Genomic DNA, 17830 nt, shown 5'->3' on the forward strand with positions numbered 1-17830 from the left:
ACGCGTCCTTACGGGGAGAGCCAGGCGGTTCGGACGACAACGGTCGCCCCACCACTACGGCACGAGGGTGCACGGCCACACCAGCGGGAGGCATTGTGAACAGCGATCGGGACGAGATTCGCGGGGGAACGAACTCACCCGTGGACGACCAGTCCGACGCGGATCCCGCCGAGTCGGGTGAGTTCACCATCGACTACACCCCGCCCGCCTGGTACACGCAGAATGCGTCCGAGGCGCAGGCCCAGGCCCAGGAGTCGGCACCGACCCCTCCGCCGCCCGCGCCCGTGACACCTTCACCCGCGCCGCCCGCACCGCCGGTTCAGCCGGTTCGGCCGTCGGAGCCCGCGCCGCCGGTCGGGGGTCCCGCAGCCGTACCGGGTCTGCCGTTGACCGGTGGGTTCCAGCCGAACTGGGCTCCCACACCGCCGCCCGTCGCGCAGGAGGCAGCGGCCGAGCCCGCGTTCACTGCGACGCCGGAACCCGAACGTGGGTCCGGGGCTGCGTCCGGGCCTGAGCCCGAGACCGCTTCCGAAGCCGATGTGGATGGCGATGTGGACGGCGCTCCTGTGGCCGAGGTTGCGCCGGAGGCGGAGCCGGAACCGGAGCCGGAACCGGAGCCGGAACCTGCGGCTGATCCTGAGCCCGAGCCCGTTCCCGAGAAGGCCGGCGAGGCGTTCGGTGGTGGGGAGTTGGAGAGCGGCGCGACCATGAAGTTCTCGCCCTCCGCGCTGAAGCGGGAGTTCGAGAAGCTCGAAGCGGCAGCCAAGGCGGCGCGGGAGCAGGCCGTCGCACCGGCGCGCTCCGGACCGGAAAGCGCCCCCGTGGAGCCCCCCGCGCCCGCTGCCGAAGCGGTGGAGCGTCCTCCCCGCACGAGTCTGTCCGATGCGTTCGCTGAGATCTCCGCCGCGTTCGACGCCTCGGTCGCCGCGGATGCCGCAGGTACGGCGGGTGCTTCGGGTGCTTCGGGTGCTGCGCGGACGTCCGCTCCGCACCCGGACGTCGAGGACGAGCCGGCTCCGGCGGAGCCCGAGGCCGAGACCGCCGTGGAGAGCAGCGCGGAGACCGCACCGGTCGCCGGATCCGCTGAGCCCGTCGAGCCCTTCGAGCCCTTCGAGCCCTTCGACGCTGTGCCCACCGGGCCGATCACGGATGCGGTACCGCAGGAGGTACGGCCCGCGCCGGAGCCGCAGGACGCTCCGCCCGCACCGGCCCAGCCCTGGTCGCCCACGCCGTCGGCGCCCCCGCAGAACGAACTGCCGCCGCTGCCGCCCGCGTTCCAGCCCGCGACGCCGGCCCCGGCGCCGCAGTGGCCGATGAGTGCGCCGACCGCAGATCAGTCCCAGCCCTACCAGCCTCACCCGCAGCAACAGCAGTCGCAGCCGCCTCAGGCCCCTCCGCTGGGCTCTCCGACGGCGCCGCCGTCCTGGCCCGCGCAACAGGCGGCCGGGGCTCCGGGTCCGTCGGACGGGTACGGATTCCCGCAGCCCACTCCGCCCCAGGCTCCCCACGCACACCAGCCCCAGGTACCGCAGCAGCAGGCACCCCAGGCGGGTTACGGATTCCCGCAGCCCTCGGCGCCCATCCCGCAGCAGCCCCAGCCGCCGCAAGAGCACGCGGGCTACGGATTCCCCCAGCCGACACCGAATCCGCTGCCGCCCGCCGTACCCCACCAGCCCCAGGCGCCCCAAGTGCCCCCGCCGACCGGTGGTTACGGGTTCCCGCAGCAGCCCCAGCCGCAGCCCCTCCCTCACCAGGCACCCCAGCCGCCGCAGGGCGGGTACGGCTTCCAGCAGCCGCCCGCGCAGCAGGCACCCCAGGGACAAGCACCTCAGGGACAGGCTCCCCAGGCGGGATACGGATTCCCGCAGCCGGCACCGGTTCCGGCCGCACCCGCCGTACCCCAGCAGCAACCGCACGCTCCGCAGCCGCAACCGCAGGCCCAGCAGCCCCAGGACCCCAACCAGCCGCCCCCGCCGCAGCATCAGCAGCAGCAGCCCGGCGCGCCGGTCGACCCGCGTACCGGCGCCGCCTGGCCGCAGCCCGTCGCGCACGATCAGCGGGAGCGTTCCGTTCCCGGCGCGCCTCTCGGGTACACGGCGGCCGTCGAGCTCTCCTCCGACCGGCTGATCCGCAATAAGCAGAAGGCGAGGAGCAGTCGCAGCGGCCCGGCGGGCGCGTCCCGCTTCAAGCTCGGCGGGAAGAAGGAGGAGGCCGAGCGGCAGCGCAAGCTCGAACTCATCCGTACGCCGGTGCTGTCCTGCTACCGGATCGCCGTCATCAGCCTCAAGGGCGGCGTCGGCAAGACCACGACGACGACCGCGCTGGGTGCCACGCTCGCCACCGAGCGGCAGGACAAGATCCTGGCGATCGACGCGAACCCGGATGCCGGAACCCTCGGCCGTCGGGTGCGCCGTGAGACCGGGGCGACCATCCGTGACCTGGTCCAGGCGATCCCGTACCTGAACTCGTACATGGACATCCGCCGGTTCACCTCCCAGGCGCCCTCCGGTCTGGAGATCATCGCCAACGACGTGGACCCCGCGGTCTCCACGACGTTCAACGACGAGGACTACCGGCGCGCGATCGACGTCCTGGGCAAGCAGTACCCGATCATCCTGACCGACTCGGGTACGGGACTCCTCTACAGCGCGATGCGGGGCGTACTCGACCTCGCCGACCAGCTCATCATCATCTCCACCCCGTCCGTGGACGGTGCGTCCAGCGCGAGCACCACGCTCGACTGGCTCTCCGCGCACGGCTACGCGGAACTCGTGCAGCGCTCGCTCACCGTCATCTCCGGGGTTCGCGAGACCGGCAAGATGATCAAGGTCGACGACATCGTGCAGCACTTCGAGACCCGCTGCCGCGCGGTCGTCGTCGTGCCGTTCGACGAGCATCTGTCGGCGGGCGCCGAGGTCGACCTCGACATGATGCGGCCGAAGACCCGGGAGGCGTACTTCAATCTCTCCGCCCTGGTCGCGGAGGACTTCCAACGTGCCCAGCAGGCACAGGGGTTGTGGACCGGCAACGGTCAGGGGGCGCCGCCGCACATGGCGCCGCCGATGCCGGGCCAGCAGCAACAGCCGTACGCTCCGCAAGCGCCGCAGGCACCTCAGGGGCCGCAGAGCCCTCACGGACCGCAGGCACCTCAGAGCCCTCAGCAGCCGCATCCCCCACAGCCGTATCCGCAGTATCCGCAAGGGTCGCAGCCGCAGCAGCCGTACGGTGGTCAGCAGCCTCCGCAGCAGCCCTATCCCCCGCAGCAGCAAGGCTGGCAGCAGCCGCCGGCCCCTCAGCAGTAAGGCGATAAGGGTATAGACCATTGAAGGCCCACACCGGCGGTAACGGTGTGGGCCTTCAGCCATTTACGCAGACCAGGCCGTGTCTGGAGGACCGTTGACACCTTTGGAGCACCGCTGATAAACCTTCGCTTCACCAGCTGGCGACTCCATGATTCACCCTGACGCGAGGTCAACGCCCCATGGACAGAAGAGTTCCGACCGGCATATCCCGACACCGATCCCGTTCCCGTCTGCTCCTGGCCACGGGTGTCACCGCGTTCGCCCTGGTGGCCGGGGCCGCGACCCCGCTGAACCCGGTCCCGCAGCAGGCCCACGCCGCCGAGGCCAAGGCAGGTTCCGGGTCCGGCGGCAAGAAGGTCCTCACCGTAGCCGTCAACCAGAGCGTCGACTCCATGAGTCCGTTCCTCGCCACGCGCCTGGTCTCCACCACCGCGCTGCGCCTGATGTACGACTACTTGACCAACTACGACGTCAAGGACGGCCACACCGTCCCCGGGCTCGCCACCGCGTGGAAGTCGTCGGCGGACAAGCTCACCTGGACCTTCACCATCCGCAAGAACTCCACGTGGTCGGACGGCGAGCAGGCCACCGCGGACGACGCCGCCTGGACGTTCAACAAGATGATGACGGACGAGGCAGCGGCCACCGCCAACGGGAGCTTCACCTCGAACTTCAAGAAGGTCACCGCCCCGGACCCGCGGACGCTGGTCGTGCAGCTGAAGAAGCCGCAGGCCACGATGACCGCGCTCGATGTGCCGATCGTGCCGAAGCATGTCTGGGAGAAGGTCGGGGACTTCTCGAAGTTCAACAACGACAAGCAGTTCCCGGTCGTCGGCAACGGGCCGTTCATCCTCACCGACTACAAGGTCGACCAGTACCTGAAGTTCAAGCCGAACAAGAAGTTCTGGCGCGGCGCTCCGAAGTTCGACGAGCTGGACTTCAAGTACTACAAGGACAACGACGCGGCCGTCGCGGCCCTGCAGAAGGGCGAGGTCTCCTTCGTCTCGGGCCTCACCCCGGCCCAGACGGCAGCGCTGAAGACCGAGAAGAACATCAAGGTCAACGACGCTCCGGGCCGGCGCTTCTACGCGCTCGCCACCAACCCGGGGGCCAAGGCCAAGGACGGCAAGAAGATCGGCGACGGCAACCCGGCGCTGCTCGACCAGCGGGTGCGCCAGGCGCTGTTCGCCGCCACCGACACCAGGACCATTATCGACAAGGTCTTCCAGGGCCACGCCGTCGAGGGCGCCGGATACATCCCGCCGCGTTTCAGCGACTACTTCTGGAAGCCCGCCGCCGACCAGAAGATCGCGTACGACCCGGCCAGGGCCGCGAGCCTCCTCGACCAGGCGGGCTACAAGAAGAACGGTGACGGCAAGCGCGTCGGCAAGGACGGCAAGCCGCTCAGCTTCCGGCTGCTGTGCCACGCCACCGACCCGAACGACAAGGCCATCGGCAAGTACATGCAGGAGTGGTGGGGCAAACTCGGCATCGGCCTCAAGGTCGACTGCCTCGACAACGTCTCCGACCCCTGGCTGGCGGGCGAGTACGACCTGGCCTTCGACGGCTACTCGGTCAACCCCGACCCGGACTACGTCCTCTCCATCCACACCTGCGCCGCACTGCCGAGCACCCCCAAGAGCACCGGGGCCACCGACAACTTCATCTGCGACAAGCAGTTCGACGCGCTGTACGCCGAGCAGGCCGCCGAGTACGACCCGGTCAAGCGAGCCGATCTCGTCAAGCAGATGGAGTCACGGCTGTACGACACCGGGTACATGAATGTCATGGCGTACCCGAACGCGGTCGAGGCGTACCGCACCGACCAGATCAAGTCGATCGAGACGATGCCGTCGGCCGCGGGGAACATCTGGGGCCAGGACGGCTACTGGAGCTGGTGGTCGGCCGTCCCGACGAGCAGCGACGGGTCCTCCTCCTCGTCGTCGGGCTCGTCGACCGGTCTCGTCATCGGGATCGTCGCCGTCGTCGTCGTCATCGGGCTCGGAGGCTTCGTCGCCCTGCGCCGCCGTTCCACCGCGGAAGACCGTGAATAACCCATGAGCGCTGCAAGCACCACTTCGCTCGCGGAGGGTGCGGCCGACGGCCCGGTCCCGGTCAGGACCGGGCCGTCCGGCCCCCGCACCCGTAACGCGACCGCGTATCTGCTGTACGTGGCGGGCAAACTGGGCGGCGCGGCCGTCTCCCTGCTCGCCGTGCTGGTCACCAGCTTCTTCCTGTTCCGGATCATCCCGGGCGACCCGGTCCGCACGATGACACACGGCCACCCGGTCACCCAGGGCCAACTCAACCAGCTGCGCAAGCAGTTGGGACTGGACCTGCCGCTGTGGCAGCAGTTCACCGAGTACTGCACCAAGGCGCTCAGCGGCGACCTGGGCACCTCGTACCAGTTCCACGCGCCCGTCGGCGAGCTGATCGCGCAGAAACTGCCCGCGACCCTGCTGCTCACCGGGGTGGCCGTGGTGGTCTACTCCGCTCTCGGCCTCTGGCTCGGCACCCGTTCCGCGTGGGGCCACGGCGGGATCGGCGACAAGATCAGCACAGGGGTGGCGCTCACCCTGTGGTCGGTGCCGGCCTTCTGGCTCGGGCTGCTGCTGATCATCGTCTTCTCGGTGGGCATCGGCCCGATCCCGGGGATGTTCCCGACCGGCGGGATGGAGTCGGGCGGTCTGCACGGGTTCGCCTACGTCGCCGACGTGGCGCACCACATGGTGCTGCCCGTCATCACCCTCGTCGCGGTCGGATACGCCCAGACGCTGCTGGTCATGCGTTCCTCGCTGCTCGACGAGATGGGCAGCGACTACCTGACGACGGCGCGGGCCAAGGGGCTGCGCGACGATCTCGTACGCCGCCGCCACGCGGTGCCGAACGCACTGCTGCCCACCGTCACCATGGTCTTCATCAACTTCGGTCATGTGGCGGCCGGTTCGATCCTGGTCGAGACGGTGTTCTCCTGGCCCGGCCTCGGCGGCCTCTTCTACTCGGCGCTGAGCGTGCCCGATCTGCCGCTGGTTCAGGGGCTGTTCGTCGTCTTCGCCGGCGCGATGATCCTGATGAACCTCCTCGCCGATCTGCTCTATCCGCTGCTCGATCCCAGGGTGGGCCGATGACGACCGCACAACCGACCGCGGGCTCGCTGGCCTGGACCCGGCGGCGACACTCCGTGGCCCGTTTCTGGCAGCAGTACCGCACGCACCGGGCCGGTGTCGTCGGCCTGGTGGGGCTGGTGCTCATCGCGCTGATCGCCCTGACCGCTCCGCTGCTGGTCGGCAGCGACGTCCAGAGCGTGACCAAGGCCCCCGGTACGGCCCTGGAGGCACCCAGCGGTGAATTCCCGCTGGGCACCGACCAGTTCGGGCGTTCGCTGCTCGGTCTGCTGGTCTGGGGGGCGCGGATCTCGCTGACCGTGGGGCTGCTGGCCGCCGCGCTGTCGGTGGCGATCGGCACCCTGGTGGGGATCATCGCCGGGCACTTCGGCGGCTGGTTCGCGACCGTGCTGATGCGGATCACCGACTGGTTCCTGGTGATGCCGACCCTGGTGCTGGCGATCGTGCTCGCGACCGTGCTCGACCACTCCGTGTGGACGGTGATCCTGGCGATCGGTGTCACCAGCTGGCCGACGACGGCCCGGCTGGTCCGGGCCCAGACCATCGCCGTCGAGTCGCGTCCCTACATCGAACGGGCCAGGGCGCTGGGCGGCGGTCACGGGCATGTGATGTCCCGGCACGTCCTGCCCAACGTCGTGCCGCTGGTGCTCGCCCAGACCACCCTCGGCATCTCCGGCGCCATCCTCACCGAAGCGACGCTGGCCTTCCTCGGCCTCGGCGATCCGACGGTCATCTCCTGGGGCGGCATGCTCCAGGACGCCCGCGAGGCCGGCGCGGTCTCGTCCGGGCACTGGTGGTACCTGGCGCCGCCCGGCATCGCCATCGCGCTCGTCGCGCTCTCCTTCACTCTCTGCGGCCGTGCCGTCGAGGCCGTGCTCAACCCGAAGCTGGGGGTGGCCCGTTGAGCCTCCTCGAAATCAAGGACCTCCGGGTGACCTACGGGTCGGGGGCCGCCGCCGTCCCTGCCGTACGCGGGGTGGACCTGACCGTGGGTTCCGGGCAGAAGCTCGGGATCGCCGGTGAGTCGGGGTGCGGGAAGTCGACGCTGGCGCTGGCCCTGCTCCGGCTGCTGCCCGCGTCGGCCACGCTGAGCGGCGAGATCCTGCTCGACGGCGAGGACGTCCTCACCATGAAGTGGGGCCGGCTGCGGGCCGTGCGGTGGGCGGGTGCTTCGATCGTCTTCCAGGGCGCGATGCACTCCCTCAACGCGGTGCACCGGATCGGCGACCAGATAGCCGAGCCGCTGCTCGTCCACCACCAGGCGTCCCCGGCCGCCGCTCGCAAGCGTGCCTGCGAGCTGCTGGAGCAGGTCGGTCTGCCCGCGGGCCGGGCGAACGCCTACCCGCACGAGCTCTCCGGCGGGCAGCGGCAGCGCGTGATGATCGCGATGGCGCTGGCCTGCGGTCCCCAGGTGATCGTCGCCGATGAGCCGACCACCGCGCTCGACGTGATGATCCAGGCCCAGATCCTGCGGCTGATCGAGCAGTTGGTGGCGGACCAGGACATCAGCCTGCTGATGATCAGCCATGACCTGGCGGTGCTCGCCGACACCTGCGACCGGCTGGCCGTGATGTACGCGGGCCGGGTCGTCGAGGAGGGCCCTGCCCAGGAGGTCTTCACCGCCGCCGCGCATCCGTACAGCCGGGCGCTGTCCGGCGCGTTCCCGCGGATCGGCGACCCGGCTTCCCGGCGGGCTCCGCGCGGCCTGCCGGGGGATCCGCCGGACCCGGCTTCGCTGCCCGCGGGCTGTACGTTCCACCCGCGCTGCACGGTGGCCGTGGACGCGTGCGCGACCCGGGACCAGGCGCTGCGGGACGCGGGCCCGGGTCGGCAGGCGGCCTGTCTGCTCGTGGAGCCCGGGGCCGGTACGCCCGCGCAGCACGGCACCGAGGAAGCAAGGAGTACGTCATGACCACCGCTCCCCTGCTCAGCACGGCCGGACTGAAGGTGACCTTCCCCGGCCGTCGCGGTGCCGCGCCCGCCCGCGCCGTCGACGGGGTGGATCTCGACATCCGGCCCGGTGAGATCGTCGCGCTGGTCGGCGAGTCGGGATGCGGCAAGACGACTCTCGCGCGGGCGCTGCTGGGGCTCGTCAGGCCGACGTCCGGCGAGGTCACCTTCGGCGGTGAACCGCTCGACCACTCGTCCCGCGCGCTCAAGGCGTACCGCAAGCGGGTGCAGCTGGTGCTCCAGGACCCCAGCGGTTCGCTCAACCCCCGGCACACCGTGTACGAGGCGGTGGCCGAGGGGCTGCGAATACACCGGTACCAGGGCGACGAGCGGGCCGCGGTGGCCGAGGCGCTGTCCCGGGCCGGGCTGCGGCCCCCCGAGCGGTTCTTCCTGCGGTATCCGCACGAGCTCTCGGGCGGCCAGCGCCAGCGGGTGGTGATCGCGGGTGCGCTGGTACTGGAGCCCGAACTCGTCGTGGCCGACGAACCGGTGGCCTCCCTGGACGCCTCCGTACGCGGGGAGATACTGGCGCTGCTGCTGCGGCTGCGGGACGAACTGGGGCTCTCCGCGCTGATCGTCACCCACGATCTGGGCCTGGCCTGGAACATCGCCGACCGGGTCGCCGTGATGTACCTCGGCCGGATCGTCGAGACGGGTGAGGTGGACCAGATCCTGACCGCGCCCCAACACCCTTACACCCAGGCGCTGTTGTCGGTCATGCCGGACGCGGGGACCGATCCGGTGATCCTCACGGGGGAGCCGCCGGACCCGTCCCGGGTGCCGTCCGGCTGCCGGTTCCACGCCCGCTGCCACATTCTCGCCTCGGGCGAGGCGGAGCGCGCGGGGGTGGCCGACGCCTGCCGTACGAAGGAACTGCCGGTGCTGGCGAGCGGCGGGGAGAGCCAGGTGGCGTGCCACTGGGTGACGGCACGGAAACCCACGGGGACGGTCCCGGCGGCTTAGGACCTGTCCGGCCGGTGGAGTGGGAGCGGCGCGTCAGGGAGCCGTTCCCACCGGTGTCACGGGCCCGGCGCCCCGGACGCGCAGTCCGGGCGTCAGCGCGAGGGAGACCACGACGGAGGCGAGGGCCATCACCGTCATCGCCGTCGCGGCCGACGTGTGCTGGGCCAGGGCGCCCGCCAGCGCCGCCCCGACGCCCTGGAGCGTGAGCATCCCCGCGGTGTGCAGGCCCAGGGCCTGGCCCTGCACGTCGTCCGGGACCAGCTCCACCAGGCGTTCCATCAGCACCAGGCTCGCGGAGTAGCCGACGGAGGCCAGTACGACGGCGGCCACCGCGACCCACAGGGCGGGACGGAGCGCGAAGACCAGGTAGGGCGCGGCGAGCAACAGGCGCAGCGGGGTGGCGAGCCGGGCCCGCCACCCCGGTGGCACGATCCGGCCGACCGTCACGTCCCCGGCCAGCATCCCGAACGCCGCCACCGCGAGCAGCAGTCCCGCGTGCCGGGGCGAGTACGGCACGAAGACCGCCTCGCAGCCGACGATCAGACCGTTGGGCACCCACAGGGCGAGATAGACGTACCGGCGCGGCGCGGACGACCAGAGCACGGTGTTGACCCGCCAGGTCTCCCGGACCGGGCCCCTGCCGGGGTTGCCCGCCGAGCGGGCCGCGCGGGTCCGCAGTCCGATGAGCGCGACGAGGGCCCCGAGCAGATCGAGTGCGGCGGCGACCAGCAGCGTGCCGCGCGGCGACAGGGCCGTGACGAGCGCTCCGCCGACCGCGAACCCGGCGATCTGCATGATCCCCACCGACATGTTCAGGGCCGAACGCCCCAGTACGTACGCCTCCTTGGGGAGGATCTCGGCGAGCAGCCCGTAGCGCACCCCGCCGCCCACCGAGCCGGCCAGGCCGAGGCCGAACAGGACCACGAAGGTGCCCTGGATCGGCAGTTCCGGAACGGCGAGCACGGCGGTGCCGGCGCCGGCGGTCAGCGCCAGGCCGGTCATCGCCGCCCTGGGCGGCAGCCGGTCGGCCGCGGAGAGCAGTGCGACGGCGCCGACCACCTGCGCGAAGGAGCCGCCGAACATGCTCAGCGCGGAGAGCAGCGGCGAACGGGTCGCCGAGTAGACCAGCGAGGCCAGTGCGATCCCGCTGACGGTCGACGCCGCGACGAAGAGCGAGACGGCGGTGAAGAGCGGGGTGAACTCCGGTGCCCTGAACAGGTGTCGGTAGGTGCGCATGCGCTGGATTCTGAACAGGCGCCTCCCTGCGCGGATAATGTTTCGCGGGGAGGCGAAACATGGGGCTGTGGGTGCTCGACGCGGACACACTGGCGCGCAGCCGGTTCGTGATCTCACAGCTCACGGAGGCTTTCGCCTGTCTGGTCACGCTGGACTCCGGGCTGGCCGCGCACCCCGGCGAGCAGCACTGGCTGGCCGCGCACCGGCCCGCCTACCAGGAGCTGCTGGACGCGGATCCGGTCACCCGGCTCCTGGTGCGGACGGCCCTGCGTCCGCACTGGATCGCGGACTTCCTGGTGCCCGCGCCGCCGCCCGACGGCGCGGAGTTCCACGACGAACTGGCGGTGATCCGCGCCACCGCACCGTCCGAGGCCCGCTACGACCTGGCCATGGGGGTGGGCGGCCGGCTGCCCGCCGCGCTGTACCGGAACGATCTGCCGGAGCGCGCGGCCGACCTCCTGGAGTGGGTGTGGACCCGGACGGTGCTCCCGTACTGGCCCCGGCGCAAGCGTCTCTTCGAGGCCGACATCCTGGCGCGCACCCGGCTGCTGACCACGGGCGGCTGGGCCGCAGCGCTGGAGGGCATCCGGCCGGGGATGCGCTGGCTGGGCGAGGGCAGGCTGCAGATCAACCACTACGTCAATCCGCCGCTGGAGGTCTCGGGCGCGCAGCTGCTCTTCGTCCCGGCGAGCGGACGCACCGGCTGGGTCTCCTGGGACAAGCCGCACCGGTTCTCCGCGGCCTACCCGTGCGTGGGCCAGCTGGCGGAGCCCGACCGGAGGGCGGATCCCGGCGCGCTCGGCAGGCTGCTGGGCACCGGCCGGGCGGGGGTCCTCGTGCTGCTCGACGCGCCGAAGAGCACGACCCAGCTGGTGGCGCTGTCCGGGCAGGGGCTGGGGTCCGTGGGGCGCCATCTGAAAGTGCTGCTGGACGCCGGGCTGGTGCTCAGACGGCGGGCCGGACGGTCGGTGCTCTACTACCGCACGACCGCCGGGGACATGCTGGTGGCCGCGCAGGCCTGAGCGCTGAGCCCACGCCTCTCGGCCCACCCCCCTCTGCCCACGGCCGGACAGGCCCGGTCAGCGCGCCTCGTACGCCTCGATCAGGGCGGTGCAACGCTTCACGTCGTCCGCCATGGCCACCAGCAGCGCGTCGATCGACTCGAACTTCTCCATGCCGCGTACGTACGCGAGGAAGTCGACGGCGACATGCATCCCGTACAGGTCGAGGCCGACGCGGTCGATCGCGTACGCCTCGACCGTGCGCTCCGTGCCGTCGAACTGCGGGTTGCTGCCGACCGAGATCGCCGCGGGCATCCGCTCGCCGTCCGCGGTGAGCCAGCCCGCGTACACCCCGTCGACCGGGATCGCGGTGTGCGGCAGCGTCTCCACGTTCGCCGTGGGGAAGCCGAGCTCCCGGCCGCGCTGCGCGCCCCGCACCACCACGCCCTCGACGCGGTGCGGACGGCCGAGGATCTCGGCGGCGCCCGTCATGTCGCCCTCGGCGACGAGGCGGCGGGTCAGGGTCGAGGAGAACGGCTCGCCGCCGCCCGCCTCGCCGCTCACCGAGAGGTCCACGACGTCGACCTCGTAGTCGTACGTCCCGCCCAGCTCGGCGAGGAAGCCGACGTTCCCGGCGGCCTTGTGGCCGAAGCGGAAATTGGGGCCCTCGATGACCGCCAGCGCGTGCAACTTGTCGACCAGCACCTTCACGATGAAGTCGGCGGGTGACAGCTTCGAGAATTCGCTGGTGAAGGGGAGGATCAGCTGCGCGTCCACGCCCAGTTCCGCCATCAGTTCGGCCCGCCGGTGGTGCGGGGCGAGCAGCGGCGGATGGCTACCAGGGCGGACGACTTCGCTGGGGTGCGGGTCGAAGGTGACGACGACCGACGGCACGCCCAGTTCCCGGGCCCGCCGCACGGCCCGCCCGATGATGAGCTGGTGCCCGCGGTGCACGCCGTCGTACGAGCCGATGGTGACGACGCTGCGCCCCCAGTCCTGGGGGATGTCCTCCAAGCCACGCCAGCGCTGCACTGAGACCGCTCCTCGCCCGAACCCGTGTACGTGATCACTACTCTGTAGGTACAACAGGTCTAAGACTGCCATGTCCGGCGCGTGCGGCTTGCATCGGCATGGGCGCTGCCAGCTTCTGAACCATGTGCCGGGTACTCGGTCCGACCAGCAGCGCCCACTCCTGCGGTGCCAGGGCCAGCCAGTCGGCGAGCTGCCCGGCGAAGCCCGGCACCTCCCCGGCCAGTTCGACCAGGTGCCGGTCGAAGCAGGCCGCCCCCTCGGGCGTCCGGACCAGCAGCAGACCGGTGCGGCGTACCAGGTCACGGGTCCTGGGGTCGGTGCGGCGGTCCGAGCCGAGCGCCGCCGCCCGCAGCAGTGCCTCCAGTACCTCCAGGCCGTCCCTGGCCTCGTACCGTTCGTACTCCAGGAGTACGTCGAGCAGCTCGGCCCGCATGGCGCGCGAGCCCCGGCCGCCGGGCGCGGCGAGCACCGGCGCCAGGGCGACGCGCACCTGGCGGGGATGCCCGCGCAGCAGTCCGGTGACCAGCGGGAAGAGAAGGGAACGGGCCGCCGGGCCATCCTCCAGGCGGCGGTCGACGAACGCCGCGGCGTGCACGGCTCCCGCCGGGTGGCGGTCGACGTACTCGTGGACGAGGGCGGCGGCGCGGCGGGCGGGAGCCGGGGTACTGATCCCGGCGAGCGCGCCCAGGATCTCGGCCGCGTCCCGGGGCCGCCGGCGCAGCGCCGCCTCGAAGGCCGCGAAGACCGGCTCCGGGTGGGTGGGCAGCGCCTCGGCCAGCGCGGCGACGAGCAGCGGTGACGACGGTTCCGCGGCGAACAGCGCCAGCGCGCACGGCAGATGGCGGGTGCGGGTGTGCGGATCCCGTACGAGGAGGGCCAGCGCGGCCCCGTGCAGCGCGCTGTCGGCGGGGCGGGCGAGCAGCGCGAGCGCCGCGTACCTGAGCAGTTCGCGGTCGGGGCCGGTCCGGGCGTGTACGGCGGCCCGCACTCCGAAGTCCGCTGCGGCGGCCCGGCGTTCGGGCCGGTCGTCGTGCGCCCAGCGGTCGACGGCGCGGCACAGCGCGGCCGGTTCGTCCTCGGCGAGCGCGACGAGCAGCTCGTCGGCGCGGGGGTGGGCGGTGGCGACCAGCGCCTCGGCGAGATCGTCGACGGCGAGCGCCCGCCGGGTGTACAGCAGCGCCTGGGCCGCTCCGGCGACGGTGGGCCGCAGCTCGGCGTGGGCTTCGGACGGCAGCGGCCGTTCGTCGCTGAACCACCGGCAGAGCAGCGGCTGTACGGACCGGGGTTCGGCCGCGAGCCGCCGGGCCGCGGCATCCAGATAGCGGTCGCCCCCCTGCCCACCCGGTGCGCCGTCGGCGGGCACCAGCCGCCGCAGCAGATCGAGCCGCCCGCCCTCGCCGAGCCGCAGCCGCTCCCAGAACGCGCTGTCGAAGACGCGGAAGCCGCCGATGTGGCGCGGCCCGCCGGAGCGGACGGAGAGCAGCGTGATCCGGTCGGCGAGAAGCCGTAGCACCCCGATGTAGGGGCGGCAGTCGGGGACCCCCAGCAGGACGTCGCCCAGCAGATGTGCGGCCCACCACTCGGCGTCCCCGAGCGGCGCCGGGGGCTCGGCTGCTTCAGGTCCCCGTCCCGGCCGCGGAACCCGTGGTCCGACGGGAGCCCCGGCAGCGGACGCGTCCTGCAGCCGGTCCAGCTCCTCGATCAACTCGCGTAGCCTGCGCCCCAGTTCATGGGCCCCCTCCCGGCGTCCCAGCAGGAGCAGCGCCTGGACCACCGGGCCGATCCGGTGCCTGGGCACGGTGAGCGGGCGCTCCCTGACCTCCGTGCCGGGAGCCGGGGTGCCCCCGGACTCGGCGCCCGGCCGGGACGGCAGCCGGGTGGCGGGCCCGCCGGGCGTCTCCTCGTGGCGGCGGTGCACCAGCGCGTACAGCGCCGCGTCGACGTCGAGGTGCTCCCCCTGCACCCAGTCGGCGAGCTCGCCGTGGGCGAAGCGGTAGCCGGAGCCCGCGGGGACCAGCAGCCGTTCGGTCAGCACCGCGGACGCCCATCCGGTGCGCCAGGGGAACAGCTCCTCGAAGGAGGTCCGGTCCAACTCCCCCTGGCCGGGCCCCAGACAGCGGCGGGCCGCCTCGTGCACCTGCCCGGAGACGGTGGCGGCCAGCCGCCGCACCGCGGTGCCGCGCGGCGCCGGACGCTCCGTGGCGGCGATCCGCACGGCGATCCGCAGACACATCAGGTCCAGGTACGCGGCGAAGACGTCCTCCCGGGTGGGTCGGCCGTCCACCCCGCCGGGGAGGGCCGCCCGCACCTCGGCGAGCATCCGCAGCGTCAGCGGGTGGCCCGCGTCCCGCGCGGTGAGCATCCCCTCCGGAATGCCGTATCCCAGCCGGGCCCGCTCGGCCTCCCGGGGCGGCAGATCCCCGATCCGGACGCAGCCGCTGCCCGGCCCCTGGAGGGCCACGGCCTGCTCCCAGTACTCCGGGCGGCAGGCGACCACCATCCGCGCCCGGTGCCCGCGCAGCCACCCGGCCGTCCCGGCGGTCCACTCCGGCAGTGCGCGGGCCAGTCGGGGCGGCATCTCCTCGGGGCTGTCGAGCAGCACGAGCAGCGGCTGCCCGGCTGCGTCGGCGAGTGCGGCGATCCGCTCGGGAGTGGCGCCGTCCATGCCGTCGGTGCCCACGATCCGCCCGGCCTGGCGCACCGTACGGGCCATCGCGTCGGCGACCGAGGTGTCCTCGGCCCGCAGATCGGCGCCGCGCAGCCACAGCGTCGGGGCGGGCTGCGCCCCGCGCGCCCGTCGCGCCGCGAGGGCGGTGAGTTCCGTCGTACGTCCGGTGCCGGGGGCGCCGACCAGCCCGAGCACGGGTGCGCCGCCGTCCGGGAAGGCCGCCAACTCGCTGACGATGTCGGCCCGTTCCACGGGATCGCGGCAGAGGTCCGCTTCCGCCGACAGCCCGAGGGAGGTGGCCGTCAGCTCCAGCACACCCGCGAGGTTGAGGTCTTTTCCGTACCCCGGCACGGTGGCCGCGTTGCGCCGCAGCAGCGGGGCCAGCGCGGCCCCGCGCAGCGGGACGGCCAGACCTGCGGCCGGGTAGGTCCCGCGCAGTGCCGTGCCGAGCACCCCGAGCACCGCCCCGGTGGACGCGTCCACCACCGGTCCCCCGGCGGCCGACCCGCCCTGCCTGAGGGCGTCACTGCCCTGGGTGCCGATCGCCAACTCCACTGCGGCGCCCAGCAGATGGGTGCTTCCGCCCGTGGTGTAGGTCGCCGGTGACTCGCCCAGGACGCGCGCCTCGCGCCAGCCGAGGGCGGCGACCCGTACGTAGGTGCCGGTCTCGATCCGGTCCCTGGCCGAGATGGGCAGCGGCGGGACGTCCAGACCGTCGGTCCGCACCAGCGCGAGCCCCAGGCCGGGCAGGGCGGTGATGTCATCGGATTCGGCGCGGCAGGTCAGCCCCGGCGCGCCGTGCAGCACGGCTCCGGTCAGCCCGTCGACCGCCTCGTGGCTGGTCACCACCGTGCCCCGGTCGTCGGCGACGAAGCCGGTGCCCCTCGGCCTGCCCGACGGATCGCAGATGCGCACCAGCGTTTCCCGGTCCCCGCTTCCCATAGGTCCGACCGTAGGCGCGCAGTGATCGCGGGGAGAAGCGCGCAAGCCGAAAGCGCCCCCCAACGCTCCGGTCGTTCACTCCGAGCGCCTGCCCAAAGGAGTGAATCCAGGTGCCGGGATGGACAGACCTCTTGCGAGGGGGATCGTGGAGCGGGCAAGCGGCGCTGCCCGCTCCACGGTGGGTGGAGCGACGGGTCCCCGGCCGCCGGGCCGGGACCCGGTCGGTGTCAGCCGAAGACGGCGAGGCTCTTCGCCTTGCCGCCCTGGTCCTCGACCAGCGCGAGGAAGCGCCCCTCGGGACCGAAGGCCGCTACCGCTCCCGCGGGATACGCGGGCATGTCGAGCCGGACCCCGTTGAGCAGCAGCCGGGCCCGCCGGTCGTCCACGTCCCAGCGCGGGAACGCGGCGGCGGCGGCATCGGCGGCCGGCATCACGGTGAGCTCCTCCTGGAGCTGGTCCAGCGTCCGGGCCGCGTCCAGTCCGTACGGGCCGACGCGGGTGCGGCGCAGCGCCGTCAGATGGCCGCCGACCCCGGTGGCCGCGCCGAGGTCGCGGGCGATGGCCCGGATGTACGTACCGGACGAGCAGACCACCGAGACGACCAGGTCGACCACGGGGGTCCCGTCCTCGGCGACCTCGTGCCGCACGTCGTACACCCGGAACGAGGAGACGGTCACCGGGCGGGCCGGGATGTCGAACTCCTCGCCGCCGCGCACCCGCGCGTAGGACCGCTTGCCGTCGATCTTGATGGCGCTGACCTTGGACGGCACCTGCATGATGGCGCCGGTCTGCGCGGCCACCCCCGCGTCGATGGCCTCGCGGGTCACCCGGGAGGCGTCGGTGGACGAGGTGATCTCGCCCTCCGCGTCGTCGGTGACGGTGTTCTGGCCGAGCCGGATCGTACCGAGGTACTCCTTCTCGGTCAGGGCGAGATGGCCGAGCATCTTGGTGGCCTTCTCGACACCGAGGACGAGAACGCCGGTGGCCATCGGGTCGAGCGTGCCCGCGTGGCCCACCCGGCGCGTCCGCGCGATCCCGCGCATCTTGGCCACGACGTCGTGCGAGGTGAAGCCGGACGGCTTGTCGACGATGACAAGACCGTCCAGCGGGCCCTTCCCGGCGCCGGCCGGGGGGGTCGTGTTCTGCTGTGTCATTCGGAGGCGGTGTCCCCGTCGTTCTCGGCGTCCTCTTCCGGCTTGCGGTAGGGGTCGGCGCCGCCCGCGTACGTGGCGCCCGAGGACGCCTCGCGCACCTTGGCGTCCGAGGCCCTGGCCCGGTCGAGCAGGTCCTCGATCGCCTTGGCGTTCTCCGGCAGGGCGTCCGCCACGAAGGCGAGGGTCGGGGTGAACTTCGTCCCGGCCGCCGCTCCGACCGCCGAGCGCAGGATGCCCTTGGCGCTCTCCAGGCCCGCTGCCGCGCTGGCCCGCTCCTCGTCGTCGCCGTAGACCGTGTAGAAGACCGTGGCCTCCCGCAGGTCGCCGGTGACCCGGGTGTCCGTGATGGTCACGTGCGTGCCCAGCCGGGGGTCCTTGATGCCACGCTGCAGTTTCTCGGCGACCACCTCCTGGATGAGGTCCGCCAGCTTCTTCGCCCGCGCGTTGTCGGCCACTG

General features: G+C 72.4%; 12 protein-coding genes. 7 read left to right on the plus strand and 5 right to left on the minus strand.

The genetic code is table 11. The features are described from left to right. Positions 1 to 95: 95 nt before the first annotated feature. The 6 genes from NBY69_RS00070 to NBY69_RS00095 all read left to right on the plus strand — a co-directional run bounded on the left by NBY69_RS00070 (position 96) and on the right by NBY69_RS00095 (position 9340). Positions 96 to 3302, plus strand: a complete 3207-nt coding sequence (locus NBY69_RS00070; protein WP_250297436.1) for an SCO5717 family growth-regulating ATPase — start codon at positions 96 to 98, stop codon at positions 3300 to 3302. Positions 3303 to 3481: 179 nt separating this feature from the next. Continuing rightward, positions 3482 to 5356, plus strand: coding sequence for an ABC transporter substrate-binding protein (locus tag NBY69_RS00075; RefSeq protein WP_250297437.1), 1875 nt, complete (start codon positions 3482 to 3484; stop codon positions 5354 to 5356). A 3-nt stretch (positions 5357 to 5359) separates the two neighbouring features. Beyond that, positions 5360 to 6430 (plus strand): ABC transporter permease, encoded by a 1071-nt coding sequence (locus NBY69_RS00080; RefSeq protein WP_250297438.1) that lies wholly within the window; start codon positions 5360 to 5362, stop codon positions 6428 to 6430. Further along, positions 6427 to 7332 (plus strand): ABC transporter permease, encoded by a 906-nt coding sequence (locus NBY69_RS00085; RefSeq protein WP_250297439.1) that lies wholly within the window; start codon positions 6427 to 6429, stop codon positions 7330 to 7332. The genes NBY69_RS00080 and NBY69_RS00085 overlap by 4 nt, the downstream gene beginning before the upstream one ends. Further along, the gene (locus NBY69_RS00090; protein ID WP_250297440.1) at positions 7329 to 8339 is read left to right on the plus strand and encodes an ABC transporter ATP-binding protein; all 1011 of its coding nucleotides are present in this window, start codon (positions 7329 to 7331) and stop codon (positions 8337 to 8339) included. The genes NBY69_RS00085 and NBY69_RS00090 overlap by 4 nt, the downstream gene beginning before the upstream one ends. Next, complete coding sequence (locus tag NBY69_RS00095) at positions 8336 to 9340, plus strand: ABC transporter ATP-binding protein (protein ID WP_250297441.1); 1005 nt, start codon at positions 8336 to 8338, stop codon at positions 9338 to 9340. The genes NBY69_RS00090 and NBY69_RS00095 overlap by 4 nt, the downstream gene beginning before the upstream one ends. A 33-nt stretch (positions 9341 to 9373) precedes the next feature. On the opposite strand, the gene NBY69_RS00100 is transcribed toward NBY69_RS00095, so the two are convergent. Continuing rightward, on the minus strand, positions 9374 to 10576 hold the full coding sequence (locus NBY69_RS00100; RefSeq protein WP_250297442.1) for an MFS transporter: 1203 nt from the start codon (positions 10574 to 10576) through the stop codon (positions 9374 to 9376). Positions 10577 to 10635: 59 nt separating this feature from the next. Between NBY69_RS00100 and NBY69_RS00105 the strand changes: the two genes are divergently transcribed. Beyond that, a complete protein-coding gene (locus NBY69_RS00105; protein WP_250297443.1) occupies positions 10636 to 11598 on the plus strand; it encodes a helix-turn-helix domain-containing protein in 963 nt (320 codons plus the stop codon). 57 nt (positions 11599 to 11655) lie between these two features. Here NBY69_RS00105 and NBY69_RS00110 read toward each other — a convergent pair whose 3' ends face one another. From NBY69_RS00110 to rbfA, 4 genes are all read right to left on the minus strand, one after another. After that, positions 11656 to 12609 carry a bifunctional riboflavin kinase/FAD synthetase gene (locus NBY69_RS00110; protein ID WP_250297444.1) on the minus strand — a complete coding sequence of 318 codons (954 nt, stop codon included), beginning with the start codon at positions 12607 to 12609 and terminating at the stop codon, positions 11656 to 11658. 37 nt (positions 12610 to 12646) lie between these two features. After that, the gene (locus tag NBY69_RS00115) at positions 12647 to 16219 is read right to left on the minus strand and encodes a serine protease (protein ID WP_250297445.1); all 3573 of its coding nucleotides are present in this window, start codon (positions 16217 to 16219) and stop codon (positions 12647 to 12649) included. A 227-nt stretch (positions 16220 to 16446) separates the two neighbouring features. After that, positions 16447 to 17373, minus strand: a complete 927-nt coding sequence (gene truB, locus NBY69_RS00120) for a tRNA pseudouridine(55) synthase TruB (RefSeq protein ID WP_250297446.1) — start codon at positions 17371 to 17373, stop codon at positions 16447 to 16449. After that, positions 17370 to 17828 carry a 30S ribosome-binding factor RbfA gene (gene rbfA / locus NBY69_RS00125; RefSeq protein ID WP_250297447.1) on the minus strand — a complete coding sequence of 153 codons (459 nt, stop codon included), beginning with the start codon at positions 17826 to 17828 and terminating at the stop codon, positions 17370 to 17372. Before rbfA ends, truB begins: the two co-directional genes overlap by 4 nt. Between the last annotated feature and the right edge of the window lie 2 nt (positions 17829 to 17830).

It is taken from the genome of Streptomyces sp. A 4/2 (assembly GCF_940670765.1).
Classification (GTDB): domain Bacteria; phylum Actinomycetota; class Actinomycetes; order Streptomycetales; family Streptomycetaceae; genus Streptomyces.